Genomic DNA, 22,527 nt, shown 5'->3' on the forward strand with positions numbered 1-22,527 from the left:
CCTTGGGGCATGATGCCCGGCCATGGATGCCGTACGCGTCGCCCTGCTGCGTGAAGTGCTCGCCGGGACCGAGTGGCCCGCGGCGGCCCGGCGGTTCGCCGGGGCGCTCAGGTCGTCCGTCGTCCCGCACGGCGGCGGGCTGCTGCTGATGGGGACGGCGGGGTACGAGCCGTGGCATCTGGCGGCCCATCTGGTCGACGAGTCCACCTGGTCCGGGTTGCCCGAGCTCACACCCACCCTGGTACGCCACCGGGTGGAACCGGGCGATCCGGCACATCTGGCCATCGGTCTGGGTCGGCTCGAGGCGGCGGGGCGGGGCGCGACGCTGCTCCTGGTGGCCCCGGAGCGGCCCGGCGCCGGACTACTGGAGCGGGTGCACGATGCCCGCCGGGCCGGGGCGACGGTGCTCTCGTTGGACGACGGGGAACCGGGGGTGCGGGGGCTCGCCCACGAGAGGCTCACGGTGACCGGCACCGACGGTGTCGACCTGGACACCGTGCAGCATCTGGTGAGCGCGGCGGCCGGGGAGAACAGCGCCCCCGCGCCGCGCGGCCGCCGCCGCTTCCGGGACAGGCTGTCCCGGCTCGCCGACCAGCTGACGGCGCCGCCGCCGGCCCGGTGGTGAGAGTCCGGGGAGTCCGGCGTTTGAGGAGCGGGGGCCTGGGGCGGAGTCCCCGATCAGTGCCCCCGGTCACGCCTCCGGACCGGGCGGCGCTCCCCGGTCGTGCCACTTGGGATCCGTCTCCCACTCGAGATTGCGCTCCTGCGCCCTCTGCATCGCATGATCCGCCTCCTCGCGGGAGGCGTACGGCCCGAAGCGGTCCTTGGCCGGGCACTCGGGGCCCTCCTCGACCTTCTGATGCTGCAGGCAGTAGTACCACTCGCCCGGCTTGCCGACCGTGCGCTTCTTGAACAGGGCCATCATCGGCTCCTTCCCTCGGAGCCATGCTGCCCCAAGCGCGCTGGTTAGACTCGCTGACATGTCTGGCCAGTCGCTGCTCGTACCCGGGGAGATCACTCCCATCCGTTCCGTACCCGGAAACATTCGGCGCCCCGAATATGTGGGCAAGCCGGCCCCCACCCCGTACACCGGTCCGGACACCCAGGACGCCGACACCATCGAGCGCATGCGCATCGCGGGGCGGATCGCCGCGCAGGCAATGGCGGAGGCCGCGAAGCACATCGCCCCGGGCGTCACGACGGACGAACTCGACCGGGTCGCCCATGAGTTCATGTGCGACCACGGCGCCTACCCGTCGACGCTCGGCTACCGCGGATTCCCCAAGTCGCTCTGTTCCTCGCTCAACGAGGTGATCTGCCACGGCATCCCGGACTCCACGGTGCTGCGCGACGGCGACATCGTGAACCTCGACGTCACGGCATACATCAACGGTGTGCACGGCGACAACAACGCCACGTACCTCTGCGGCGACGTGGACGAGGAGTCCCGGCTACTCGTGGAGCGCACCGAGGAGTCACTGAACCGGGCCATCAAGGCAGTCCGGCCGGGCCGGCAGGTCAATGTGATCGGGCGGGTCATCGAGTCGTACGCCAAGCGCTTCGGGTACGGGGTGGTGCGGGACTTCACCGGGCACGGAATCAATTCCTCGTTCCACTCCGGTCTGATCATTCCGCACTACGACAGCCCGCACGCGACCACCGTGATGCAGCCCGGCATGACATTCACCATCGAGCCGATGCTGACGCTGGGCAGCCATGACTACGACATGTGGGACGACGGCTGGACCGTGGTGACGAAGGACCGCAAGCGCACCGCTCAGTTCGAGCACACGCTGGTGGTGACGGACACGGGCGCCGAGATCCTGACGCTCCCTTAACGGCCTGGTGCACGATAGAGAGTGGATCAGGCCGTTAACGACCGCACCCACGCAGACAGCTCCCTCCGAAAGCGGCCGCCCCCGGGCGGCCGCTTTCGCGTTCCCGGCTTGCACGGATGAGAGCTGAATCACCGCACGAGTGGGTACCGATAAGGCAAGGCTAGGCTAAGTTAGGTCTGCCTCACCTGCCTTTGTCCGGTCTTCTCCTTCATCTCATGGAGCCCGCATGCGAACCGTTCGTTTCTCCGTCGTCACCGCTGCCGCGACGGTGGTCGCCCTGACCGCCGTCACGGGATGTGCCGAGAAGAGCGACGGCAAGAGCGACGAAGCCGTACAGGTCGTCGCGACGGACGACTCCTGCGAGGTGTCGAAGAAGAAGCTGCCGGCCGGCCACGTCGAACTGGCCGTCGAGAACAAGGGCTCGAAGGTCACCGAGGTCTACCTCCTGTTCCCGGACGACCGCATCGTCGCCGAGCGCGAGAACATCGGACCCGGCACCAAGGCCACCATCACGGCCGAGGTGAAGGCCGGCTCGTACAACGTCGTCTGCAAGCCCGGCATGAAGGGCAACGGCATCCGGCAGAAGATCGAGGTCACCGGCGCCAACGCGGCCAAGCGCAGCCCCGAGATGGACAAGGCCGTCGCGGAGTACCGCACGTACGTCCAGGCCCAGGCCGACGAGACGCTGCCGAAGGCCAAGGTCTTCACGGACGCCGTCGCCGCGGGTGACATCGAGGCTGCCAAGAATGCCTACGCCGACTCCCGGCTCGGCTGGGAGCGCACGGAGCCGGTCGCCGAGTCCTTCGGCGACATCGACCCGAAGGTCGACATGCGCGAGGACGGCCTGGAGGACGGCCAGGAGTGGACGGGCTGGCACCGCCTGGAGAAGGCGCTGTGGCAGGACGAGAAGCTGGGCGCCGAGGAGAAGGCCCTCGCGCAGGTGCTCTACGAGGACCTGCTCGACTGGCAGAAGCGGGTCGGCACGGCGGAGATCACCCCGACGTCGATGGCCAACGGCGCCAAGGAGCTCCTCGACGAGGTCGCGACCGGCAAGGTCACCGGCGAGGAAGAGCGCTACAGCCACACAGACCTCGTCGACTTCAAGGGCAACGTCGAGGGCGCGGAGAAGTCCTACGAGCTGCTGAAGCCGATCGCCTCGAAGAACGACCCGGCGCTGACCGCGACCCTGGACAAGCAGTTCGCGGCGCTGAACACGCTGCTGGACAAGTACCGCAAGGACAAGAGCTCCTACGAGTTCGTCTCGTACGACAAGGTCGGCAAGGCGGAACGCAAGGAGCTGTCGGACGCGGTCAACGCGCTGGCAGAGCCGCTGTCCCAGCTCGCCGCCGCGGTGACGAAGTAACGAGCGGGAAGGCTTCGGAATGTCCGAGGAGACGCAGAACACCGCCATGGACGGCGCCGCCGGGGCAACTGCCGCCGAGACAGGTGGCCGTGCCCCGTCCCGCCGGGCGCTGCTCGGCTGGGGCGGCGCCGGTCTGGCGCTCGGCGCGGTCGCGGCCGGTGGCGCGGTCGCCGCGGTGCGCCCGGACAGCGACGCCGTACCGGCCGCGGACAGCGGTGCGGCCGTGCCGTTCCACGGTCCGCACCAGGCCGGTATCGCCACTGCCGTACAGGACAGGCTGCACTTCGCCGCGTTCGACGTGACGACGAAGGACCGCGCCGAGCTGGTCGCGCTGCTCAAGGAGTGGACGCGGGCGGCCGAGCGGATGACGGCCGGTCACACGGTCGGCGACGGTGCTTACGGTGGTCTCGCCCAGGCCCCGCCGGACGACACGGGCGAGGCGCTGGGGCTCAAGCCGTCGCGGCTCACGCTCACCATCGGTTTCGGCCCCTCGCTCTTCGCCAAGGGCAGGTTCGGCCTGGAGGACAAGCGTCCCGAGGCGCTGGTCGATCTGCCGAAGTTCCCTGGGGACAATCTCGAAGCGGCCCGCAGCGGCGGCGATCTCTGCGTCCAGGCGTGTGCGGACGACCCGCAGGTCGCGGTGCACGCCATCCGCAACCTCGCCAGGATCGGCATGGGCCGCACCGCGATCCGCTGGTCCCAGCTGGGCTTCGGCAAGACGTCCTCGACGACGCCGGACGCCCAGACCCCGCGCAACATGATGGGCTTCAAGGACGGCACCCGGAACATCTCCGGCACCGACACCGCCGCCCTGGAAAAGCATGTCTGGGTCGGTGAGAAGGACAAGGCGGGCTGGATGGCCGGGGGTTCGTACCTGGTGGCCCGGCGCATCCGGATGCACATCGAGACCTGGGACCGCGCCCCGCTCCAGGAGCAGGAGGACATCTTCGGCCGGGACAAGGGCGAGGGCGCCCCGGTCGGCAAGGCCAAGGAGCGCGACGAACCGTTCCTGAAGGCGATGCTGCCGACCGCGCATGTACGGCTCGCCCACCCGGACAGCAACGACGGTGCGACGATCCTGCGCCGCGGCTACTCCTTCACCGACGGTACGGACGGCCTCGGCCGGCTCGACGCCGGGCTGTTCTTCCTCGCCTATCAGCGCGATGCCCGCAAGGGCTTCATTCCGCTGCAGCGCCGCCTTGCGACGCATGACGCACTCAACGAGTACATCCAGCACGTGGGTTCGGCGCACTTCGCCGTCCCGCCGGGCGTCCGCGACAAGGACGACTGGTGGGGCCGGGCGCTGTTCTCGTAGAGGACTCGAAGCAGAAAAGGAGAACCGAAACGTGTTCAGCAACTTCCTGATCGGCCTGCGCGAAGGACTTGAGGCCAGCCTGGTCGTCTGCATCCTCATCGCCTATCTGGTGAAGACCGGCAACAAGCGCAAGCTGGTCCCGATCTGGACCGGTGTCGCCATCGCGGTCGTCGTCAGCCTGGCGTTCGGTGCCGGTCTCGAATTCGGTTCGCGGGAGATGACGTTCAAGGCCCAGGAGGCGCTCGGCGGAACACTGTCGATCATCTCGGTCGGTCTGGTCACCTGGATGGTCTTCTGGATGCGGCGCACCGCGCGGCATCTGAAGACGGATCTGCACGGCAAGCTCGACACGGCGCTCACGATGGGTAACGGCGCACTGGTCGCCACTGCGCTGCTCGCGGTGGGCCGGGAGGGCCTGGAGACCTCGTTGTTCGTGTGGCGTGCGGTGCATGCGGCGGACGACGGCTGGTACCCGATGATCGGTGCGTTCCTCGGCATCGCGACCGCCGTCCTGCTGGGCTGGCTGTTCTACCGCGGTGCGCTGAAGATCAATTTGTCGAAGTTCTTCACCTGGACCGGCGGCATGCTGGTGGTCGTCGCCGCGGGCGTGCTCGCGTACGGCGTCCACGACCTCCAGGAAGCCGGGTTCTTGGGCGGTCTCGAGAACAAGGCGTTCGACATCAGCTCCACGATTCCGCCGGACAGCTGGTACGGCACGCTGCTGAAGGGCACGATCAACTTCCAGCCCGATCCGACGGTTCTTCAAGTCACCGTGTGGGCGCTGTATCTGATCCCCACTCTCGCGCTGTTCCTCGCCCCGGTAGGGTTCGGACGGTCAGAGCGTCGGGCAGTGGGCAGCGCGGCGACGGATCAGAAGGCGCGGAAAGCAACGGATGAGAAGCCTGAGGCCGATTCGGCTGGCGACGGGGCTCGCGACGGCGACGGTGCTGTCCATGACGGCGAGCGGGTGCGTGACGGTGCACGGCGAGCTGGAAGTGGTGCCGGCGGCAACCAGGTCTGAGGCTGCCGAGGCCCTGAAGGACTTCACCACCGCGTACAACGCGGCGGACAAGGCCTATGACCCGGCTCTGGATGCGGACCAGGTCACGGGCCCGCTCGGCGCGATCAACCAGGCCGGGCTGAAGGCACGGCAGAAGAACAATCCGGACGGCAACGCGAACCACGTGCCGTTGGAGCTGACCGATGCCGAGTACCTCATCCCGAAGAAGGCCGGCTGGCCCCGGTGGTTCCTCGCGGACACCGACTCCAACCGCGACGAGGACAGCGGGAAGCTGGACACCCGCTGGCTGCTCGTCTTCGTCAAGTCCGGGCCCGGCGCGGGGTGGAAGACCGCCTATCTGTCGGTCGTCGCACCGTCCCAGCTGCCCACCTTCGCGAAGGACAGCGACGGCCGGCCCGAGCCGGTGGCCTCGGACAGCTCCGAACTGGCCGTGGCTCCGGAGGACCTGGGCACCCAGTACACGGAGTACCTGCAGAAGGGCACCCCGGACGTCTTCGCCCCCGGCACCGCCACTTCGGGCTGGCGGGAGGCGCGCCGCACCACCCGGCGGGCGGGCTTCTCGTACCAGTACATCGACCAGCCGCTGGACGGCGGTACGTTCGCCCCGCTCGGCCTGAAGACGGACGACGGCGGGGCGCTGGTCTTCTTCAGCAGCAAGCACTTCGAACGGCAGACCGCGGCGAAGGGGCTGCGTCCGCCGCTCAACGCGGATGTGGAGGCTCTGCTGACCGGCGAGGTGAAGTCCACCCTCACCAAGGAGCGGGTCTCCAGCCAACTGGTGTTCGTCCCGAAGAAGGGCGCCGGGGACGGCAAGGTGGTCGTGCTGAACCGGCTGCCGGGCCTGACGGCGGCGCAGGGGGCGTGACCGGGGGCGGATTCAAACACGTCGAGGGGTCCCCCATGCTCTGAGACTGAGCCATGGGGGGATGGCCACCGGATGCCCAGACAGGCCCTAACGGCTCGGCGGCCACGCCACCGAGTCATGGCCGAGATCGCTCTGGTCCGCCGCGTCCACGTACTGCGCACACGCGTCGGTGAGCGTCTCCAGCAGCGTCAGCGGATCGGGCAGCGGGTTCTCCGGCCCCCGCACCCACTGCACATCCAGCTCACCGGGCAGTCTGGCCGGCGGCAGGAGTACGTAGCTGCCGCGGCAGTGCCACCGCAGTCCCGGATGCTCGTCCATGGTCTCGGGGTGGCAGTCCAGCTCGCACGGCCACCACTCGTCCTCGTCCTCGGGCGTACCACGGGTGGCGGTGAAGAAGAGCATCCGGTCGTCGCCGCACCGGGCGACGGGGCCGACGTCGATTCCTGCGGCGAGGAGCCGCTCCAGTGCCTGGCTGCCCGCGGACAGCGGCACGTCGAGAACGTCGTGGATCATGCCGGTCGCAGTGATGAAGTTGGCGTGCGGCTGGCTGCGGGCCCAGCGCTCGATCTGGGCGCGCTCGGTGGTGGACTGCGTCTGCCAGGCGAAGGAGACGGGGTGCCGGGCGGGGGTGGGACAGCCGATGCGTTCACACGAACATCGGTAGCCGACCGGATGGGCGGCGGGCGCGATCGGCATTCCGGCTTCGGCGACAGCAAGGAGCAGCGCCTCCCGGGCGGCGTCGTCGACCTCGCTCTGCTGCGGTTTGGGTCGGCGGCGAAGCCATTGGGAAAATTTGCTCTCTGAGCCGCGATAACGGCCGAAATCGGCGCCCATCTATCCCCTTACCTCAGCGTTGGCCCTGCACATCGTCCCACCATCCTGCGCCTCGGGTGGCCAGAGTCCCGAAGCGGGGTACGGGGGACGATGTCGCGAGCTGGGCACTATGCCACTTCTTGTCATGAATTCAGGGTTGCATTTCAGGAGTGCGTCAGCCCGCGCAGGGTGTAGTCGACGATCGCGTCCGCGTACTCGTGGGTCAGCGGGAGGGTACGCAGCAGCCAACGGTGGGTGAGCGGTCCCACAAGGAGCTCCAGGGCGATCCGCGGGTCGATGTCGGCGCGCACCTGGCCCGCCTCCTGAGCGGCACGCAGCCGTGCGACGTACAGCTGGAGCGAAGGATCGAGCAGCTTCTGGACGAATTCGGCGCCGAGCTGTGGGTCGACGATCCCCTCGGCGGCCAGTGCCCTGGTCGGCGCCTCGAAGGCGGGGTCGGTCAGCTCGTCGACGGTGGCCCGCAGAACGACTTTGAGGTCGGCCGCGAGATCACCGGTGTCCGGGAGCCCCTGTACGTCACCCGCGCCGTTCTCCTCGGCGGTCCGGTCACCGAGAGCGACGAAGGCCTCCAGGAGGACGGCCGCCTTGGAGGGCCACCACCGGTAGATCGTCTGCTTTCCGACGCCGGCCCGCGCGGCGATGGCCTCGATGGTGGTCCGGGGGTAGCCCACCTCACCGACCAGGCCGAGCGCCGCGTCGTAGATCGCACGGCGTGAGCGCTCACTGCGGCGGCTGGAGTCAGGCGGCCGGTTCCTTACCATGCCGGCAAATCTAGCAGCGGCACGAGTCGACACGCGTCGCCTCATCACCGTGCGGAACCACCCGATCGGATCACTGCGCGCGGCCCCCGGAAAGCGGACCATGGCCTCACGCACACACCCGTGCAACCCCCCCCGGCAGGCAATCCCTGCCTCTTCGTGAGGAGCCCTCATTGACCACTCGTCACGCGGCCCCCGCCCCTCATCGAGGCGCTCCGCGCCGCACCCCTGGCCGTCGAGCCACACCCCGCCGTTACCTGATGTGCGCCCCGGCCCACTTCAGGGTGACGTACTCCATCAACCCCTGGATGGATCCCAGTAAGCCCGTGGATCTTCCCCTGGCCCTGACCCAGTGGGAGGACCTGCGCGACCGGTACCGCGCCCTCGGGCACACCGTGGAGCTGCTCACTCCCCGCCCCGAGCTGCCCGACATGGTCTTCGCCGCCAACGGTGCCACCGTCATCGACGGCCGGGTGCTCGGCGCCCGATTCGCGTACCAGGAGCGGTACGAGGAGGCCGGGGCCCATCGTGAGTGGTTCCGGGACAACGGCTTCACCGAGTTCCATGAACCGGCCCACGTCAACGAGGGCGAGGGCGACTTCGCGGTCACCGCTTCGTACATCCTGGCCGGGCGGGGCTTCAGGTCCAGTCCCCTCTCGCACGACGAGGCGCAGGAGTTCTTCGGGCGTCCGGTGATCGGGCTCGATCTGATCGACCCGCGCTACTACCACCTGGACACGGCCCTGTCCGTGCTCGACGACGCGGGCGACGAGATCATGTACTACCCGGGCGCCTTCTCGCCGGGCAGCCGGTCGGTGCTGGCGCGGCTCTTCCCCGACGCACTGATCGCCGAGGAGGCGGACGCGGCGGCGCTCGGCCTGAACGCGGTGAGCGACGGGCTCCATGTGCTGCTGCCACAGGCCGCCACGGGGCTCTTCGATCCGTTGCGGGTGCGCGGCTTCGAGCCGGTGCCGATGGATCTGGGCGAGCTGCTGAAGGGCGGTGGCAGCGTGAAGTGCTGCACACAGGAGCTGCGCGGGTAGCCGCGGGGTCGGCAGCCGCTCTCAGAGGCCACCCGACAGCCTCTCAGCCGCCGGACGGATCCACGCCGTGCGGCGGCCACTCGTCGCCCCATGCGATGTCCCGGGCGGCGCGGTACAGCTCGCCGTGCCGCTTGGTGACCGTGGAGCGCTGCAGGGCCTCGTCACGGGTGCACAGGTCCAGCAGCACCTGCCCCTTGCGGATCTGCGGCTTGCGGGTGACGCGCGCCCGGACGGGTTCCGTCTCGAAGCGGGTCGCCACGACATAGCTGAACTTCTCGTCCTCGTACGGCAGTGAGCCGCCCTTGACCTGGCGGTGCAGCGAGGAGCGGCTGACCCGGGCCGAGAAGTGGCACCAGTTGGTGCCCGGCTCGATGGGGCAGGCGTCGTTGTGCGTGCAGGGCGCGGCGACCTTCAGCCCGGCGGCGATCAGCCGGTCGCGGGCCTCGACGATGCGGGCGTAGCCGTCGGGGGTGCCCGGCTCGACGACCACGACCGCCTGTGCGACGGCCGCCGCGGTGTCGACGAGGCCGGCGCGGGCGTCCGCCGTCAGTTCCTTGAGTACGTAGGAGACGGTGATCAGGTCCGTGGGGGCGAGTTCGAGGCCGGCGCCGATCCGGGCCCGGCGCCACTCGGCGGCGCGCAGGGCGTGGATGCCGGAGATCGCGGCCAGCTCCCGGCCCAGGGCGAGTGCGGGTTCGGCCCAGTCAAGGACGGTCGTCCGCTGCCCCTGCCAGGCCCCTGCCACGGCCCAGCTCGCCGCTCCGGTGCCGCCGCCGATGTCGGTGTGTGTGCCGGGCACCCAGTCCGGGGCGGCCTCCTGCAGCGCGGCGAGGGCGGACCGTACGGCTTCAAAAGTCGCGGGCATCCGGTAGGCGGCGTACGCGGCGACGTCGGAACGGTCGCGGAGCACCGGGGCATCCGTGGGGGTGGTCCCCCGGTAGTTGGCGATGAGCCGGTCGACGGCCTGGGCGGCCTGCTTGGGCGGCAGCCCGTCGAGCAGGCCGGCCAGCGCCGCGCGCAGGGCTTCCGCGGTGGGGAGGGTGGCGTTCACCGACGAATTGTAGGCAAAGGCGGCGGACCCGCTTCCGGCCCGGCCCCCGCAGCGAACAGCAACGCATACGAACTGCCGTGACGCCTGCGCCAGTTGCTACGCTGACCGGCGCGAGGTCGGGATCGCCCATCGAGGGAAACCATGAGACAGAAGATCGTGCGCCTGGTTCTGGTCGGCGGAATGCTCGTGCTTGTCATGCTTCTTCTCCTGGCCACCTGTGGCAGCGGCGAGAAGAGCTCCGACAAGCCGAAGAAGCAGGTCAAGGCGAGCTCGGCCCCGGTGACACAGCTCACCGTCCCTTCCGTGTTCGCGACGGAGCACGGCTGGGAGCTCATCGGTACGTCGCCCGACTACGCGCTCTCCCGGACGACGGGCGGTCTCGCCTACCTCGTGCGGGTCTCGGACACCAAGTACCAGCTGCGGACCATCGACTCGGAGACCGGGAAGGCCGGCTGGCACGGGGAGAGCTGGCGGCCTCCGTCCCCGCAGCGATTCCCGAGGCTCCTTGCGGTCACCGTGGACGACCACGAATACTTCGTGACCTGGTCGTACGGGAAGATCGGCGAGAACGCGCTGACCCCCGCCGACACGATCGTCTCGCTGGATGTCTACGACGTGCAGGACGGCTCCCGTCGGCGCGTCGAGGTGCCGTGGAACTCCGTACCCACGGTCACCACCACCGGCCCCGGCATCCTCATCAGCGACGGCCGGACGAACAGCACGGTGGTCGACCCGGTGACCGGCCAGGTGACGGAGATCGCCGCCCCCGCGCTCAAGTACCCGAAGGGCTGCACGACCTGCAAGCAGCTCACCGAGGTACGCGGGCTGACGAAGAAGGGCCTGCTGGTCAGCGGGGCCAAGGAATTCTGGGTGCAGGACGGCTGGTTCAGCCGCAATGTCGCCCCCAAGGGCACCGACCGGCTCAGCGGACTCCCGACATCGGTCATCCCGAATCTGGTACTGGCGAAGTGGCACCTCGCGAAGGGGGCGAAGCGCGCCACCACCCATGACCTGTGGACGGTGCACGACGTGGAAACGGGCAAGCCTCTCGCCTCGGTGGAGTGCAGCAAGCCTGCGATTAAGCCGGGCCAGTACCCGCAGCTCGTCGCCGCCCCCTCGGGCAACTTCCTGGTGGCCGGGCCGCTCGCCTTCGACCTGTTGACGAAGCGTGGGTTCTGCTTCGAGGGGACGGACGGCACGAAGCCGCTGACGCTCGCGTCCGTGAACGACGAGGGCATCGCGTACGGCGCGGCGAACGCACGCAACGCGGCCGACGTACTGGCCGGCGGCGGCACCCCCGTCGCGGTGGCGATCAGGAGCGGCACGACGGGCGCGCTGCCCTCGAACCAACGGGTTCCGGGCGCGGTGACATCGGACGGCGTCGGCCTGTTCCGCTGGACGGACGAGAAGGACCGCCCGCACCTGATCGGGTACCCGAGCGCGAACTAGTGCCGCGACAGGCAGATGGCCCGGCGGGCCGATGCCGGGTGCAGACCTGCGCGGTCCACACCTTCAAGCACGCGTCGGGGGAAGGCGCGGAAACCGGCGATCGTCTCCATCGCCTCCCGCCACCTCGGACCGGACCTGATCAGCGGCAAGACCTGGGGCTGAACCCGGCCCCCGCTACGACGCCCGCCGCCAGGGCCGGCACAGCCCCAGGAAGCAGGCCATCGCGCCCACCCCGCACACCAGTTGCACGACAGCCATCGGAACGGCCGTCCCCTCGCCCGCGATCCCGACGAGCGGCGAGGCGACGGCGCCGATCAGGAACGACGACGTACCGAGCAGCGCGGAGGCGGACCCGGCAGCGTGCTTCGTACGCATCAGGGCCTGCGCGTTCGTGTTCGGCATCGCGAGCCCCATCGCCGACATCAGCACGAAGAGCCCGGCGGCGACCGGAGCCAGACCCACGTCCCCGAAGACCCCGGACGTCATCAGCAGCAGCGCGGCCGCGGCCAGCACGATGACCGAGAGTCCGAAACCGAGCGCCTTGTCCGAGCTGACCCGGCCGACCAGGATTTTGCCGTTGATCTGGCCCACGACGATCAGGCCGACCGAGTTGATGCCGAAGAGCAGGCTGAAGGTCTGCGGCGAGGCCCCGTAGATCCCCTGCACGACGAACGGCGAGGCGCTCACGTACGCGAAGAGGGCGGCGAAGGCGAGGCTGCCCGCGATCATGTAGCCGGTGAAGACCCGGTCGGCGAGCAGCCCGCGCATGGTGCGCAGCGCGTCGCCGATGCCGCCGTTGTGCCGGTCCTGCGGCGGCAGGGTCTCGTGCAGCCACTTCCAGACGACCAGGGTGAGCACCACGCCGACGACGGTGAGGACGGCGAAGATCCCCCGCCAGTCGGTGAACCGCAGCACCTGTCCGCCGATCAGCGGTGCGACGATCGGTGCGACGCCGGAGATCAGCATCAGGGTGGAGAAGAACCTGGCCATCTCCACGCCGTCGTACATGTCGCGCACCACGGCACGGGCGATGACGATCCCCGCCGCACCGGCCAGGCCCTGCAGGAGGCGGAAGCCGATGAGGAGTTCCGTGGTGGGGGCGAAGACGCAGATCGCGGTGGCGACGACATAGATGATCATGCCGAGGAGCAGTGGCCTGCGCCTGCCCCACCGGTCGCTCATCGGTCCGACGACGACCTGCCCGAGCGCCATTCCGGTGAGGCAGGCGGTGAGGGTGAGCTGCACGGTCGCGGCGGAGGCGTGCAGCGACTCGGTGACCGCGGGCAGGGCCGGGAGGTACATGTCCATGGAGAGCGGCGGCAGTGCGGTGAGGCCGCCGAGGACCAGCGTGACGAGGAGTCCGGTGCGCCGGGTCGTGTCGGTGGCGGCCAGATTTCCGGGAGGTGTGCCGGTGGCCGCCGGCTCCGCGGCCACCGTCCCGATGGTCGATATGTGTGTGCGTTCCTGCTGGGCCCGGCTTGTGCCGCTCTCCGGCATTCTCTTCTCCATGTCGTTGAATCCGCCTCTATGCTCTCAGCTCAGCCGGTGGTCGAGACCTTTTGGGGGAGCAGGCATGACAGGCATGAGCAGGGCTGTGCGTTGGGGCGTGCTGGCGACCGGCGGTATCGCCGCGACGTTCACCGAGGACCTGCGGTCGATGCCGGACGCGGAGGTGGTGGCCGTCGCATCCCGTACGGACGCCGCGGCGAAGGCGTTCGCGCAGCGGTTCGGGATACCCCGGGCGTACGGCAGCTGGGCCGATCTCGCCGCCGACGACGAGGTCGATGTGGTGTACGTGGCGACACCGCACTCGGCGCACCGGGAGGCGGCCGCGCTCTGTCTGGAGGCAGGAAAGCACGTGCTGTGCGAGAAGGCGTTCACGCTCGACGCGCGAGAGGCGGACGAGCTGGTGAAGCTCGCCCGGGACCGCGGCCTCTTCCTGATGGAGGCCATGTGGATGTACTGCAACCCGGTCATCCGGCGCATGACGGAGCTGGTGCGGGACGGCGCCATCGGCGATATCCGTACCGTGCAGGCCGACTTCGGGCTTGCGGGTCCTTTCGGTCCCGAACACCGGCTGCGCGACCCGGCGCTGGGCGGCGGCGCGCTGCTGGACCTCGGGGTCTATCCGGTGTCGTTCGCGCATCTGCTGCTGGGCGAGCCGGACCGGGTGCAGGCCGACGCGCTGCTCTCCCCCGAGGGCGTCGATCTGCACACCGCGATGCTGCTGAGCTGGTCGGAGGCGGGCGCCTCGGCGCTGCTGAACTGTTCGATCGTCGCGGACACGCCGCAGACCACCTCGGTCACGGGCACGAAGGGGCGGATCGACTTCCCGCGCGGTTTCTTCTTCCCGGAGCGGTTCGTGCTGCACCGGCAGGGCCACGAGCCGGAGGAGTTCACCGCGGGGGCGGCGGGCGAGGGGCTGCGCGGGATGCAGTTCGAGCAGGCCGAGGTGGCGCGGGCGTTGCGGGCGGGCGAGACGGAGTCGCCGCTGGTGCCGCTGGACGGCTCCCTTGCCGTGATGCGGACGCTCGACGCGGTACGTGACCGCATCGGCGTCCGCTACCCGGCCGACGTCCTCGGCTGACCGGAACCCGGGCGCCAGGGCCTCACGCGGGCGTGAGGCCCTGGTTGCCCACCTCCGTGACGAACGATGCGGCCGTCGCGACGGGGGCCCCGGGCGTGGTGACGGCGGACACGGTGCGGTAGTCGGCGCGTGCCTGCTTGCGGCCCAGCGTGACGACGGCGTATCCGCGACGGCCGTTGAAGAACTTCATGTGCAAGTTGGCCTGCATCTGGTTGTTCCAGCTGCCGGGCCTGTCGGAGCCGTCCTTGCCGCTCGTGATGGACGTGGCCACAATCTCCGTGCCGACGGTGCGGGACGACGGGTTGTCGAAGTCCTTCTTCAGGTCGAAGGCGTAGCCGACGTGCGCATCGCCGGTCAGCACCATCAGATTGTCGATCCCGGCGGCCTCGGCCCCCTTCAGGACCCGGTCCCGGGAGGCGGGGTAGCCGTCCCACGTGTCCATGGAGAGTTTGAAGGCGCCGGTCGGCACATCGCGCCACTGGGCGAAAATGACCTGCTGCGGTACGACGTTCCAGGTGGCTCGCGAGGTCCGCCAGCCGTTCAGCAGCCAGCGTTCCTGGGTGGCGGCGGTCAGGGTGCGCGAGGGGTCCTCGGACTCCGGCCCGGGCTTGTGCCAGCCGCCACCGTAGGCCTGGTTGCTGCGGTACTGACGGGTGTCGAGGATGTCGAACTGGGCGAGGCTTCCGAACTGCAGGCGCCGGTAGAGCTTCATGTCCGGGCCGGCCGGCTGCTGCGGGGTGCGCAGCGGCTGGTTCTCCCAGTACGCGCGGTAGGCGGCGGCGCGCCGCAGCAGGAATTCCTCCGGCGGTACGCCGTTCTCCGGAATGTCGCCCGCGTAGTTGTTCTCGGTCTCGTGGTCGTCCCAGGTGGCGACGAAGGGGTGCGCGGCGTGGGCGGCACGCAGATCGGGGTCGGACTTGTAGAGGCCGTACCGCAGCCGGTAGTCCTCCAGCGTGACCGTCTCCCGGTGGAAGTGGGCGGGGAGTTTGCGGTCGGTGTAGTTGCGGGCTCCGCCGACCGCGTTGACGGCGTACTCGTAGAGGTAGTCGCCGAGGTGGAAGACGACGTCGACATCCTCCCGGGCGAGGTACTTGTACGCGGTGAAGTAGCCGTCGTGGTAGGCCTGGCAGGAGACGGCGGCCAGTTTCAGCGAGCTGGTGCGGGCGCTGCGGGCGGGCGCGGTGCGGGTCCGGCCGACGGGGCTGGTCCAGGTACCGGTGCGGAAGCGGTAGTAATAGACGTGGCCCGCTTCGAGGCCCTTGATCTCGACGTGGACGCTGTGGTCGAACTCCGGGTGGGCGGTGGCCGATCCGCGCCGGACGATGCGGGAGAACCGCTCGTCTCGGGCGAGTTCCCAGCGCACCTGGAAGCGGGCCCGGGGCAGTCCGCTGCCGCTCTCGTACGGGCGGGGTGCGAGTCTCGTCCACAGCAGGACCGAGTCGGGCAGCGGGTCGCCGGAGGCGACGCCGAGCGTGAAGGGGTTCTCGCGGATCTTCCGGCCATCCAGTTCGGCGGCGCTCGCGGTGCCCGCGGCCGGCAGGTTGACCGAGAAGGCGAGCGCGGCGGCGGCACCGGTGACAGTGAGGAAGCGGCGGCGGCCGAGGTGCCTGGCGGCGTCGCGCAGCTCCTCCTGGTGCGATGAATGCGTCATCTGTCCCTCCCCTGGCTGGTGGTGTACTCGGACGGTGCACCGGACCAGCACATCAAGCGGCTGTCGTGTTCGCGTCGCTCCGGCGTCGCGCGGACAAGGAATACAGCGGGAATGGATGCCCACGACAAAGTGCGCATACGCGACGAAGACCATGATCATCAAGAGCGGCCCCTCCGTGACGTGAACCCGTAGCCGCATACGCCGCCTTGACCCCGCGTGGCCCCACGAGACCCACAGAACGGGTCACCCGGGAGGGCGGCGAACTCCGCGCCACGCTCACCAGCGTCGAACCGGACGTCATGGACATCGCCCCTGACGACCTGGCCGAGGCGCTGGCCGCCCTGGACTGTCCGGCCGCCGCCGACACACCTTCACCAGGGCGAGGACATGGGCCGCCCCGGCACGCTAACGGTCGAACTGCGGGCGGGCGACGCGCGGGTGCGGGTGAGCGGTACGGGTACCCGGATCGAAGCCTGACGAGGGGGGGCGCCGCGGCGCCGTCAGCCGCCGAGGTGTCGGCGGTACCACGGCGCGTGCCGGGCGAACGCGGTCGCGAACCCTTCGCCCGGCTCCCAGTCGAAGTCCTGGCCGACCCGTTCGTCGGTGAACCAGTGGTCCACGGCGAGCATGCCGAGGTGGTGCAGCGCGTACGGGACGCCGGCGAGCCGCTCGCGGGCCGTGTCCACATCGATGCCGGTGGCTCCCCAGGGCAGCCGCAACTCGTCGACGACCGTGGACAGCAGATGCGAACAGCTCACCGGTTCGGGGTGGTTGACGTGATAGATCCCGACCGGCTCCCGTGGGGACAGTGCCGCACCCAGCAGCGCCCGCCCCAGCGCCTGTACGTCGATCATCGAGTGCCGCGCCTCGCATCCGGTCAGTCCGGACGAGAGCTGCCGGACGAGCGCGACCAGTCCGGGCACGGCCCATCGGTCCCCGGCCCCGTACACGATGTGCGGGCGCACGACGACGCCGCCGGCCGCCAGTACGTGCTGTTCGGCGGCGGCGCGGGTCAGGCTGGTGGCCGAGGCCGGGTCCGGCTCGGCCTGTCCGGGCCGCAGCCGGGTGAACGGGCCCCGGCCGTAGACGGATGCCGTGCTCAGGTGGACGATCCGGGTGACCCCGCAACGGGCCGCTTCTTCGACCATGGCGCGGGTTCCGTGATCATTTACGGACCGGGGGGTCGTTTCGTCGCCGCCGATCCGGGAGGCGCAGTGGATCACCGCGTCGACGCCCTCGCAGCTGCCGCGCAGCGTTGCGGGGTCGGCGAGATCCCCGTACACCGTCTCGACGCCGGGCCCGGCGCCTGCCGTTGCGGATGTGGTGAGGGCTGTCCGGTGAGTCATCAGCCGCAGCCGGAGTCCGGGGGTGGCCCGGGCCGCGGCCACCACGTGGCTGCCGATGAAGCCGGTCGCGCCGGTGATCAGGATGCGCAGTGTCATGACTGGTCATTCTGCCGGTCGTCCGGCCGACTGCTCGGGGAGCCGAGGGCGCAGGTGAAGGCCGGCTCACCGTCCTGGATCGCCGAGACATGCACCCGAGTCGTCGTGCGATCGCCGGCCGGGACGGGCCGGGCCTCGATCCAGCAGGGGCGGTCGAGTTCCACGTACCGGAGGAAGTCGGTCTTCACCGATGCCGGGAGGAAGTCATGTCCGGGGGTGACGGCGATGGCCGCCTGACGGGCCGCCTCCAGCAGCACAATGCCCGGCACATGGTCATTGGGCCTGGCGAACAGCGTCGGATGCCTGGTGTCGAGCCGCAGCTGCCAGACGCCCCGCTGCGGACCCGGCGCCAGTACGACATCGCGTTCATCGGTCCTGCCCACCTCGGCAGGCGCGACGGCGGGCAGGAGGGGTATCGGGGCGCCGATCACCCTGTCCCCCCGCAGCCTGTCGTACACCTTGGCCGAGGTGCAGCTGATACGTCCTCCGCCTCTGGCCAGGACGGTGCCGAGGCGGTGCAGGAGCAGCTCGACACGCATGGATCCGATGCTCCGGCCGCGCCGCCGGATCCGGGAGCAGGACACATCCACCGTGATGTCCCAGGGCGCCTCGCCCAGGAGCAGCTGATCGGGCTCGGAGACATACGCGAGTTCCCACATCACGAACTGGTCCCCGAGCGGGACATCGAACGCCGCATGCCCCAGGAGCATCGTCGTCTGCCGCATGGTCTCCGCGATCAGCAGCGGGTCCTGGTATCGGCCCGCGGGGGCGAAGAAGCGGTGCGCACGCGGCCAACGGGCCGATACCGAGAACTGGGTGTCGGTCTGCGGGGTCCAGCCGGTGGGAAAGACATCCTCGGCGTCGGACCGGTGGACCAGAAGTCTCGGAAAGTCCGCCTCCCCGTGTCTGCTCCTCGTTGCCTTCTCGTCCACTCCGGGGGGTCCGGTGAATTCGGCGGCGCCAGTGTCCTCATCGGTCACCGATGCGCTGTGTGAGGTGAGCTGGACCATGAATTTTCCTCCCAGAGGATCCATGCCGGGAGGGCGGGTCGCCCCCGCAGTAAGATACTGACAGTCCGGTTTTCCTATCCAGCCATACCCAAGTGGCGCTGACCACGTCACGACTGAGAGAGACTCGTAGCTGATGGCACAGCAGGCGCGCGCGATCCAGACTCGACGGTCAATCCTGGTGGCGGCCGCCGCCGTCTTCGACGAACGCGGCTACAGCAGCGCCACCATCAGTGAAATTCTTGCGCGGGCCGGAGTGACAAAGGGGGCACTTTACTTCCATTTCACCTCGAAGGAAGACCTGGCACTCGGGGTGATGGACGTACAGCTGGAGAGTGATCCACTTCCCCCTCAACTGACGAAGCTTCAGGAATTGGTCGATCAGGGCATGCTGCTCGCCTACCGGCTCCGGCATGAGCCACTGGTACGCGCCAGCGTCGGGCTGGCCATGGATCAGGCGGTGGAAGGCCTCGACCAGGGCACCCCGTTCCGTGCCTGGATAGACCGGCTCGAACAGCTGCTGACCGCCGCGAAGAACCAGGGCGAACTCCTGCCGCACGTCGACCCCTGCGAGACCGCCGAAATGCTGGCGGGCTCCTTCTCCGGCATTCAGGTCATGTCTCAAGCCCTGTGCAAGCGAGAAGACTTGGGGCGACGGATTTCGGTCCTTCTGCATTTCGTACTTCCCAGCATCTCGACCCCGGCCGTGCTGGCCACGCTCGACATGGCCGAGGACCGGGGCGAGCGCCTGTTCGGCACCCTTGGATCGGTACCCGGCCAGGCGGGCGCACGCGACTGACGGGCGAGGCCTCGTTCAGTCGACGGTCGACAACTGTTCAGCGACGGAGAAGCAAGGCTTCTACGGCTCGAGAAACCCGCCTCATCCGTCCCCGCACCAGTCGCATCCCTGCTGCCGGCCCCGAGCAGGGCCTGTTTCGGAAGCCGGGGAGAGTGTCGGTTCGAAGGGAGGCGTTCGCCGTAGGGTGAGAGGCGGCCGAAGGAGGCCAACGGCCAAGGGAGCCATATATGAAGCGGTAGCTGATCTCGTTCGATGACGGCACGATGACCTTCCCCGAGGAGGAGTTGCCCAAGGTGGCCGAGGCCTCGCTCGAGGTGGTGCGTAAGGCTCAGGACGCCGGTGTGTGGGTCTTCGGTGGTGGACTGGAAAGGCAGCAGGCAAGCGTCGTAGCCACCGACGGGACCGTCACCAACGGCCCGTACCCGGAGACCAAGGCCGTGCTCGGCGGGTTCTCAATGATCGGATTCCTCCGTGGATACTTCGCCCTTCAGGGCGGAGAGGAGGCGGACTCCTGTGGAGCGGGGCAAGGGGCGGAGTTTCGCCTCCGGGGTGAAAGGCCGTGCTGTGACCCGCAGATTTGACCTTAAATCGAAGCGTCTCTAGTTTGTGAGCGTGACCACGAGCTGTGTGAAGCGGGCGTTCAAGTACCGCTTCCAAACGCTCGTGATCGAGGACCTGACCGTGCGCAACATGGTCAAGAACCACACGCTCGCCCGAGCCATCTCGGACGCGAGCTGGAGCGAGTTCCGCTCCATGCTGGAGTACAAGGCCGCCTGGTACGGGCGCGAGGTGATCGCCGTCGACCGATGGTTCCCCTCGTCCAAGCTGTGCTCCGCCTGCGGCACCCTCGCCGAGAAGATGCCGCTGAACGTCCGTACCTGGACGTGCGGCTGCGGAACGACCCACGACCGGGACGTGAACGCAGCGAAGAACCTTCTGGCCGCCGGGCTGGCGGTGACAGTCTGTGGAGCTGGTGTACGGAGTTCTCCGGGCGGGCAGTCGGCGACGAAGCAGAAACCCCCACGGCGCAAGCCGTAGGTATCCCCCTCGTTCTCGAGGGGGAGGAAGTCAATGATGTGCCCTCACGTGAGACGCGCTGGAGTGGGCTGCCAAGATCGCTGCCGCGTGCCGCTGTGCGCGAGAGGTCCGGGAGATCATGCCCGACCCGACCGTCTGATCGAAGACGACCCGCCGCTGGTCTCGTGCGCGAGCCGCGTACCCATGCGTTGCATTGTCGGCCAGGACGCTTCGGCACCTGCCGAAACGACCGGATCTTACGGTGCCCACCATGAACACAGCACCTCCCAGCACCCTGCCTACGGAAACAGCCATCACCCACGTGGAGATCGAGCCCAGCGTCCTGTACTTCGGGACGCCAGTGGTGCTCCTGTCGACAGAGAATCAGGACGGCTCGTTCAACCTCGCCCCGATATCCTCCGCATGGGCCCTCGGACAGACGGTTGTCATCGGACTGGGCCGCGCGGGGCAGACCGCGTACAACCTCGGCAGCCGACCCGATTTGGTGATCAGTCTGCCGGCCCCCGCCCAGTGGCCTGAGGTGGAGCGGCTGGCGCCACTGACCGGCAGAAACCCAGTGCCCTCGACCAAGCCCAAGGGCTGCCGCTTCGAGCCGGAGAAGTTTGCCGCAGCCGGCCTGACCAGCGAACCGTCCCACCTGGTCCGGCCGCCTCGCGTCGCCGAGTGCCCGATCCAGCTGGAGGCCCGCGCCGAACGGGTGCAGCCAGACGTCTCCGGAGGATTCGTCATCGTGGAGGCCGTCGTACGCAAGGTCCACGCCGACTCCCGCATTGTGGTTCCCGGCACGGACCACATCGACCCCGCCGCCTGGAGCCCTCTCATCTACAACTTCCGCCACTACTTCGGACTCGGCCCGGAGCTCGGCCATTCCTATCGCACCCAGACACCCCGCAGCTCGGAAAGGCCTGCTGCAGAGCCTGCGCTCGATGGCAGCGTGCCCAACTGAGTTCAGGCGGCCTGGCCGAAGCCTGCGGTCATGTCCTGGTCGCGCAGCGGGGGTTGGACAACAGCTTCTGAAGTCGACGTCGCTCCATCGTGCCCCGCTCGTTCCCGCTTGCCACGTCCAGGTTGCCCACCCTGTCAGAGATAGCGGACCGATCCTGTCCGCCAGAGGTGTCAGGGTGGCTCCATGGACGCAAACGAACTCGACTGGAACCGGACGCTGCGCGAGCAGTGGGAGGTTCACTGGGAACATCAGGGGTCGGTGCCGGGAACTTCACGATCGACTTTGCCTTCCCGCAGCCGGTCCCAGCGGCCTTCACCACGATCGCCTGGCGACTCGATCACGTCATCGTCGGCGTGCTCGCCGCGCGCAACGCGGCGCACTTCGGCGCGTCGGCGGCGTTATACGAGAGCTGGGAGTACGCAGGCAGCGCGGCCACCGCGCTCGACCAGCTCGAGACCCAGCTCGACGTCTGGCTGGCCGGGGTGCGCAGCCTCGGCGAGGCCGGGCTCCGGGGGCCGATCGGGAAGAAAGAACCGTTCCCCGAGGCGCCCATGGCCGATCTGGTGCTGCACATCCACCGCGAGCTGATCCACCATCCCTCTCTTCGGAGGGAATCCCCGCCTTCAGGCGGGGTGGGAATCCGATCTCGGGACTGCAAACCGGCCCACACAGGAGAAGTTCCACTGCGTCAGCTGCGGCCACCAAGCGCATGCCGACAAGGTCGGGGCACTCAACGTTCTACGGGCCGGGCTGGTCCGTCGCAACGCCAACCAGGCATAGCGAGAAGCCACCCCGTCCACGGGGTGGAGGAGTCACCTGTCCGAGGTCTGTCTGCTGCGCGACCTCTACCTGCACGCAAATACCGCTACGTACGGAGCAAACCGATGAGCCGCGGCATCCAGGTCACCTTCGACGCCCATGACCCGCGGGCGCTGTCGTCCTTCTGGCGCGACGTACTGGACTACGTCCACCCCGGCCCGCCCGGTGTCGACCTGCCCGAGGGCGCCGACCCGCTGGCAGCGTGGGACGACTTCCTCGCTCGGGTCGGGGTACCGGAGGACCAACGCAACTCGAAATCGGCCATCGAGGACCCGGACGGGCACGGCCCACGAGTGTTCTTCCAGCAGGTGCCGGAGGACAAGGTCGCCAAGAACCGCGTCCACCTCGACGTCCGTGCGGCTCCCGGACTGCAGGGAGAGGAGCGGATGGCGGCACTGGAGGCCGAGTGCGACCGGCTCGTCGCGCTGGGAGCGAAGCGGGTACGTCGCCACGAGCCCGAACCCCCGATGAGCGCCGGCTTTATCGTGATGACCGACCCCGAGGGCAACGAGTTCTGCCTGGACTGACGCAGCTCAGCTGTCGCGTCGCGGAAGCACTGCGGTCTTCCCGCCACGGATTCGGCATGGACTCCTGGCGATGGCTTCACACTTCGGACAGTCGATTCGTTCTTCCGTGTTTGCGGCTTGATCGGACGTCAGATCCACTCCGGCAGTACATCAGAACCGTCTCGCACAACACGC

General features: G+C 69.0%; 23 protein-coding genes and 2 pseudogenes. 16 read left to right on the forward strand and 9 right to left on the reverse strand.

Annotated elements, in window-relative coordinates:
- The first annotated feature begins 22 nt into the window (after window positions 1-22).
- Window positions 23-625 carry a hypothetical protein gene (locus ABT115_RS02045; protein ID WP_351782923.1) on the forward strand — a complete coding sequence of 201 codons (603 nt, stop codon included), beginning with the start codon at window positions 23-25 and terminating at the stop codon, window positions 623-625.
- A gap of 66 nt (window positions 626-691) precedes the next feature.
- Here the strand turns inward: ABT115_RS02045 and ABT115_RS02050 are convergent, their stop codons facing one another.
- A complete protein-coding gene (locus tag ABT115_RS02050) occupies window positions 692-922 on the reverse strand; it encodes a hypothetical protein (protein ID WP_351782926.1) in 231 nt (76 codons plus the stop codon).
- 58 nt (window positions 923-980) lie between these two features.
- Here ABT115_RS02050 and map point away from each other — a divergent pair, with 58 nt between their 5' ends.
- From map to ABT115_RS02075, 5 genes are all read left to right on the forward strand, one after another.
- Window positions 981-1,838: a type I methionyl aminopeptidase gene (gene map / locus ABT115_RS02055; protein ID WP_351782928.1), complete on the forward strand. Its 858-nt coding sequence runs from the start codon at window positions 981-983 to the stop codon at window positions 1,836-1,838.
- Between the two features lie 226 nt (window positions 1,839-2,064).
- Window positions 2,065-3,201: an iron uptake system protein EfeO gene (gene efeO, locus ABT115_RS02060; protein ID WP_351782931.1), complete on the forward strand. Its 1,137-nt coding sequence runs from the start codon at window positions 2,065-2,067 to the stop codon at window positions 3,199-3,201.
- Between the two features lie 19 nt (window positions 3,202-3,220).
- Entirely contained in the window at window positions 3,221-4,516 is a 1,296-nt protein-coding gene (gene efeB / locus ABT115_RS02065) for an iron uptake transporter deferrochelatase/peroxidase subunit (RefSeq protein WP_351782934.1), read from the forward strand.
- A 31-nt stretch (window positions 4,517-4,547) separates the two neighbouring features.
- On the forward strand, window positions 4,548-5,537 hold the full coding sequence (efeU, locus tag ABT115_RS02070; RefSeq protein ID WP_351782937.1) for an iron uptake transporter permease EfeU: 990 nt from the start codon (window positions 4,548-4,550) through the stop codon (window positions 5,535-5,537).
- Window positions 5,470-6,402 carry an SCO2278 family lipoprotein gene (locus tag ABT115_RS02075; RefSeq protein ID WP_351782940.1) on the forward strand — a complete coding sequence of 311 codons (933 nt, stop codon included), beginning with the start codon at window positions 5,470-5,472 and terminating at the stop codon, window positions 6,400-6,402. Before efeU ends, ABT115_RS02075 begins: the two co-directional genes overlap by 68 nt.
- An 87-nt stretch (window positions 6,403-6,489) precedes the next feature.
- Here ABT115_RS02075 and ABT115_RS02080 read toward each other — a convergent pair whose 3' ends face one another.
- Entirely contained in the window at window positions 6,490-7,236 is a 747-nt protein-coding gene (locus ABT115_RS02080; protein WP_351782943.1) for a bifunctional DNA primase/polymerase, read from the reverse strand.
- Window positions 7,237-7,379: 143 nt separating this feature from the next.
- On the reverse strand, window positions 7,380-7,997 hold the full coding sequence (locus ABT115_RS02085) for a TetR/AcrR family transcriptional regulator (protein WP_351782946.1): 618 nt from the start codon (window positions 7,995-7,997) through the stop codon (window positions 7,380-7,382).
- A gap of 170 nt (window positions 7,998-8,167) precedes the next feature.
- Here ABT115_RS02085 and ddaH point away from each other — a divergent pair, with 170 nt between their 5' ends.
- Window positions 8,168-9,037, forward strand: a complete 870-nt coding sequence (gene ddaH / locus ABT115_RS02090) for a dimethylargininase (protein WP_351782949.1) — start codon at window positions 8,168-8,170, stop codon at window positions 9,035-9,037.
- A gap of 43 nt (window positions 9,038-9,080) precedes the next feature.
- Here the strand turns inward: ddaH and ABT115_RS02095 are convergent, their stop codons facing one another.
- Window positions 9,081-10,088 carry a small ribosomal subunit Rsm22 family protein gene (locus ABT115_RS02095; protein WP_351782952.1) on the reverse strand — a complete coding sequence of 336 codons (1,008 nt, stop codon included), beginning with the start codon at window positions 10,086-10,088 and terminating at the stop codon, window positions 9,081-9,083.
- A 141-nt stretch (window positions 10,089-10,229) separates the two neighbouring features.
- Between ABT115_RS02095 and ABT115_RS02100 the strand changes: the two genes are divergently transcribed.
- On the forward strand, window positions 10,230-11,537 hold the full coding sequence (locus ABT115_RS02100) for a hypothetical protein (protein ID WP_351782955.1): 1,308 nt from the start codon (window positions 10,230-10,232) through the stop codon (window positions 11,535-11,537).
- Window positions 11,538-11,711: 174 nt separating this feature from the next.
- Here ABT115_RS02100 and ABT115_RS02105 read toward each other — a convergent pair whose 3' ends face one another.
- Window positions 11,712-13,034: a multidrug effflux MFS transporter gene (locus tag ABT115_RS02105; protein ID WP_351783067.1), complete on the reverse strand. Its 1,323-nt coding sequence runs from the start codon at window positions 13,032-13,034 to the stop codon at window positions 11,712-11,714.
- A gap of 85 nt (window positions 13,035-13,119) precedes the next feature.
- On the opposite strand from ABT115_RS02105, the gene ABT115_RS02110 reads away from it, so the two are divergent.
- Window positions 13,120-14,124 carry a Gfo/Idh/MocA family protein gene (locus ABT115_RS02110; protein ID WP_351783069.1) on the forward strand — a complete coding sequence of 335 codons (1,005 nt, stop codon included), beginning with the start codon at window positions 13,120-13,122 and terminating at the stop codon, window positions 14,122-14,124.
- A 22-nt stretch (window positions 14,125-14,146) separates the two neighbouring features.
- On the opposite strand, the gene ABT115_RS02115 is transcribed toward ABT115_RS02110, so the two are convergent.
- A complete protein-coding gene (locus ABT115_RS02115; RefSeq protein ID WP_351782958.1) occupies window positions 14,147-15,775 on the reverse strand; it encodes an alkaline phosphatase D family protein in 1,629 nt (542 codons plus the stop codon).
- Between the two features lie 369 nt (window positions 15,776-16,144).
- Here ABT115_RS02115 and ABT115_RS30840 point away from each other — a divergent pair.
- Window positions 16,145-16,252 (forward strand): annotated as a pseudogene (locus ABT115_RS30840) (phenazine biosynthesis protein PhzF); the annotation flags it as partial.
- Between the two features lie 23 nt (window positions 16,253-16,275).
- Here ABT115_RS30840 and ABT115_RS02125 read toward each other — a convergent pair.
- Both ABT115_RS02125 and ABT115_RS02130 read right to left on the reverse strand, forming a co-directional pair.
- Window positions 16,276-17,217: an NAD-dependent epimerase/dehydratase family protein gene (locus tag ABT115_RS02125; RefSeq protein WP_351782961.1), complete on the reverse strand. Its 942-nt coding sequence runs from the start codon at window positions 17,215-17,217 to the stop codon at window positions 16,276-16,278.
- The gene (locus ABT115_RS02130; protein ID WP_351782964.1) at window positions 17,214-18,227 is read right to left on the reverse strand and encodes a ScbA/BarX family gamma-butyrolactone biosynthesis protein; all 1,014 of its coding nucleotides are present in this window, start codon (window positions 18,225-18,227) and stop codon (window positions 17,214-17,216) included. The genes ABT115_RS02125 and ABT115_RS02130 overlap by 4 nt, the downstream gene beginning before the upstream one ends.
- Before the next feature lie 133 nt (window positions 18,228-18,360).
- Here ABT115_RS02130 and ABT115_RS02135 point away from each other — a divergent pair, with 133 nt between their 5' ends.
- From ABT115_RS02135 to ABT115_RS02165, 6 genes and pseudogenes are all read left to right on the forward strand, one after another.
- Window positions 18,361-19,023 (forward strand): ScbR family autoregulator-binding transcription factor, encoded by a 663-nt coding sequence (locus ABT115_RS02135; protein WP_351782967.1) that lies wholly within the window; start codon window positions 18,361-18,363, stop codon window positions 19,021-19,023.
- A 263-nt stretch (window positions 19,024-19,286) separates the two neighbouring features.
- The gene (locus tag ABT115_RS02140; protein ID WP_351782970.1) at window positions 19,287-19,604 is read left to right on the forward strand and encodes a YciI family protein; all 318 of its coding nucleotides are present in this window, start codon (window positions 19,287-19,289) and stop codon (window positions 19,602-19,604) included.
- Window positions 19,605-19,629: 25 nt separating this feature from the next.
- Window positions 19,630-20,061, forward strand: a complete 432-nt coding sequence (locus ABT115_RS02145; protein ID WP_351782973.1) for an RNA-guided endonuclease TnpB family protein — start codon at window positions 19,630-19,632, stop codon at window positions 20,059-20,061.
- 250 nt (window positions 20,062-20,311) lie between these two features.
- On the forward strand, window positions 20,312-21,007 hold the full coding sequence (locus ABT115_RS02150) for a flavin reductase family protein (protein ID WP_351782976.1): 696 nt from the start codon (window positions 20,312-20,314) through the stop codon (window positions 21,005-21,007).
- Window positions 21,008-21,360: 353 nt separating this feature from the next.
- Window positions 21,361-21,543, forward strand: a pseudogene (locus ABT115_RS02155) (DinB family protein); the annotation flags it as partial.
- A 348-nt stretch (window positions 21,544-21,891) separates the two neighbouring features.
- Entirely contained in the window at window positions 21,892-22,353 is a 462-nt protein-coding gene (locus ABT115_RS02165) for a VOC family protein (RefSeq protein WP_351783071.1), read from the forward strand.
- A gap of 6 nt (window positions 22,354-22,359) precedes the next feature.
- On the opposite strand, the gene ABT115_RS30845 is transcribed toward ABT115_RS02165, so the two are convergent.
- The gene (locus tag ABT115_RS30845) at window positions 22,360-22,491 is read right to left on the reverse strand and encodes a zinc finger domain-containing protein (RefSeq protein ID WP_502969004.1); all 132 of its coding nucleotides are present in this window, start codon (window positions 22,489-22,491) and stop codon (window positions 22,360-22,362) included.
- Between the last annotated feature and the right edge of the window lie 36 nt (window positions 22,492-22,527).

It is taken from the genome of Streptomyces sp. NPDC001832 (assembly GCF_040297265.1).
In the GTDB taxonomy this organism is placed as follows: Bacteria; Actinomycetota; Actinomycetes; order Streptomycetales; family Streptomycetaceae; genus Streptomyces.

What these genes read in the sequence shown, in the direction of transcription:
- ABT115_RS02045 (WP_351782923.1), top strand. Translation starts at nt 23, where the DNA reads ATGGATGCCGTACGCGTCGCCCTGCTGCGTGAAGTGCTCGCCGGGACC.
- ABT115_RS02050 (WP_351782926.1), bottom strand. Translation starts at nt 922, where the DNA reads ATGGCCCTGTTCAAGAAGCGCACGGTCGGCAAGCCGGGCGAGTGGTAC.
- map (WP_351782928.1), top strand. Translation starts at nt 981, where the DNA reads ATGTCTGGCCAGTCGCTGCTCGTACCCGGGGAGATCACTCCCATCCGT.
- efeO (WP_351782931.1), top strand. Translation starts at nt 2,065, where the DNA reads ATGCGAACCGTTCGTTTCTCCGTCGTCACCGCTGCCGCGACGGTGGTC.
- efeB (WP_351782934.1), top strand. Translation starts at nt 3,221, where the DNA reads ATGTCCGAGGAGACGCAGAACACCGCCATGGACGGCGCCGCCGGGGCA.
- ABT115_RS02075 (WP_351782940.1), top strand. Translation starts at nt 5,470, where the DNA reads ATGACGGCGAGCGGGTGCGTGACGGTGCACGGCGAGCTGGAAGTGGTG.
- ABT115_RS02080 (WP_351782943.1), bottom strand. Translation starts at nt 7,236, where the DNA reads ATGGGCGCCGATTTCGGCCGTTATCGCGGCTCAGAGAGCAAATTTTCC.
- ABT115_RS02085 (WP_351782946.1), bottom strand. Translation starts at nt 7,997, where the DNA reads ATGGTAAGGAACCGGCCGCCTGACTCCAGCCGCCGCAGTGAGCGCTCA.
- ABT115_RS02100 (WP_351782955.1), top strand. Translation starts at nt 10,230, where the DNA reads ATGAGACAGAAGATCGTGCGCCTGGTTCTGGTCGGCGGAATGCTCGTG.
- ABT115_RS02105 (WP_351783067.1), bottom strand. Translation starts at nt 13,034, where the DNA reads ATGCCGGAGAGCGGCACAAGCCGGGCCCAGCAGGAACGCACACACATA.
- ABT115_RS02110 (WP_351783069.1), top strand. Translation starts at nt 13,120, where the DNA reads ATGAGCAGGGCTGTGCGTTGGGGCGTGCTGGCGACCGGCGGTATCGCC.
- ABT115_RS02115 (WP_351782958.1), bottom strand. Translation starts at nt 15,775, where the DNA reads ATGACGCATTCATCGCACCAGGAGGAGCTGCGCGACGCCGCCAGGCAC.
- ABT115_RS02125 (WP_351782961.1), bottom strand. Translation starts at nt 17,217, where the DNA reads ATGACACTGCGCATCCTGATCACCGGCGCGACCGGCTTCATCGGCAGC.
- ABT115_RS02130 (WP_351782964.1), bottom strand. Translation starts at nt 18,227, where the DNA reads ATGGTCCAGCTCACCTCACACAGCGCATCGGTGACCGATGAGGACACT.
- ABT115_RS02135 (WP_351782967.1), top strand. Translation starts at nt 18,361, where the DNA reads ATGGCACAGCAGGCGCGCGCGATCCAGACTCGACGGTCAATCCTGGTG.
- ABT115_RS02140 (WP_351782970.1), top strand. Translation starts at nt 19,287, where the DNA reads ATGACCTTCCCCGAGGAGGAGTTGCCCAAGGTGGCCGAGGCCTCGCTC.
- ABT115_RS02150 (WP_351782976.1), top strand. Translation starts at nt 20,312, where the DNA reads ATGAACACAGCACCTCCCAGCACCCTGCCTACGGAAACAGCCATCACC.
- ABT115_RS02165 (WP_351783071.1), top strand. Translation starts at nt 21,892, where the DNA reads ATGAGCCGCGGCATCCAGGTCACCTTCGACGCCCATGACCCGCGGGCG.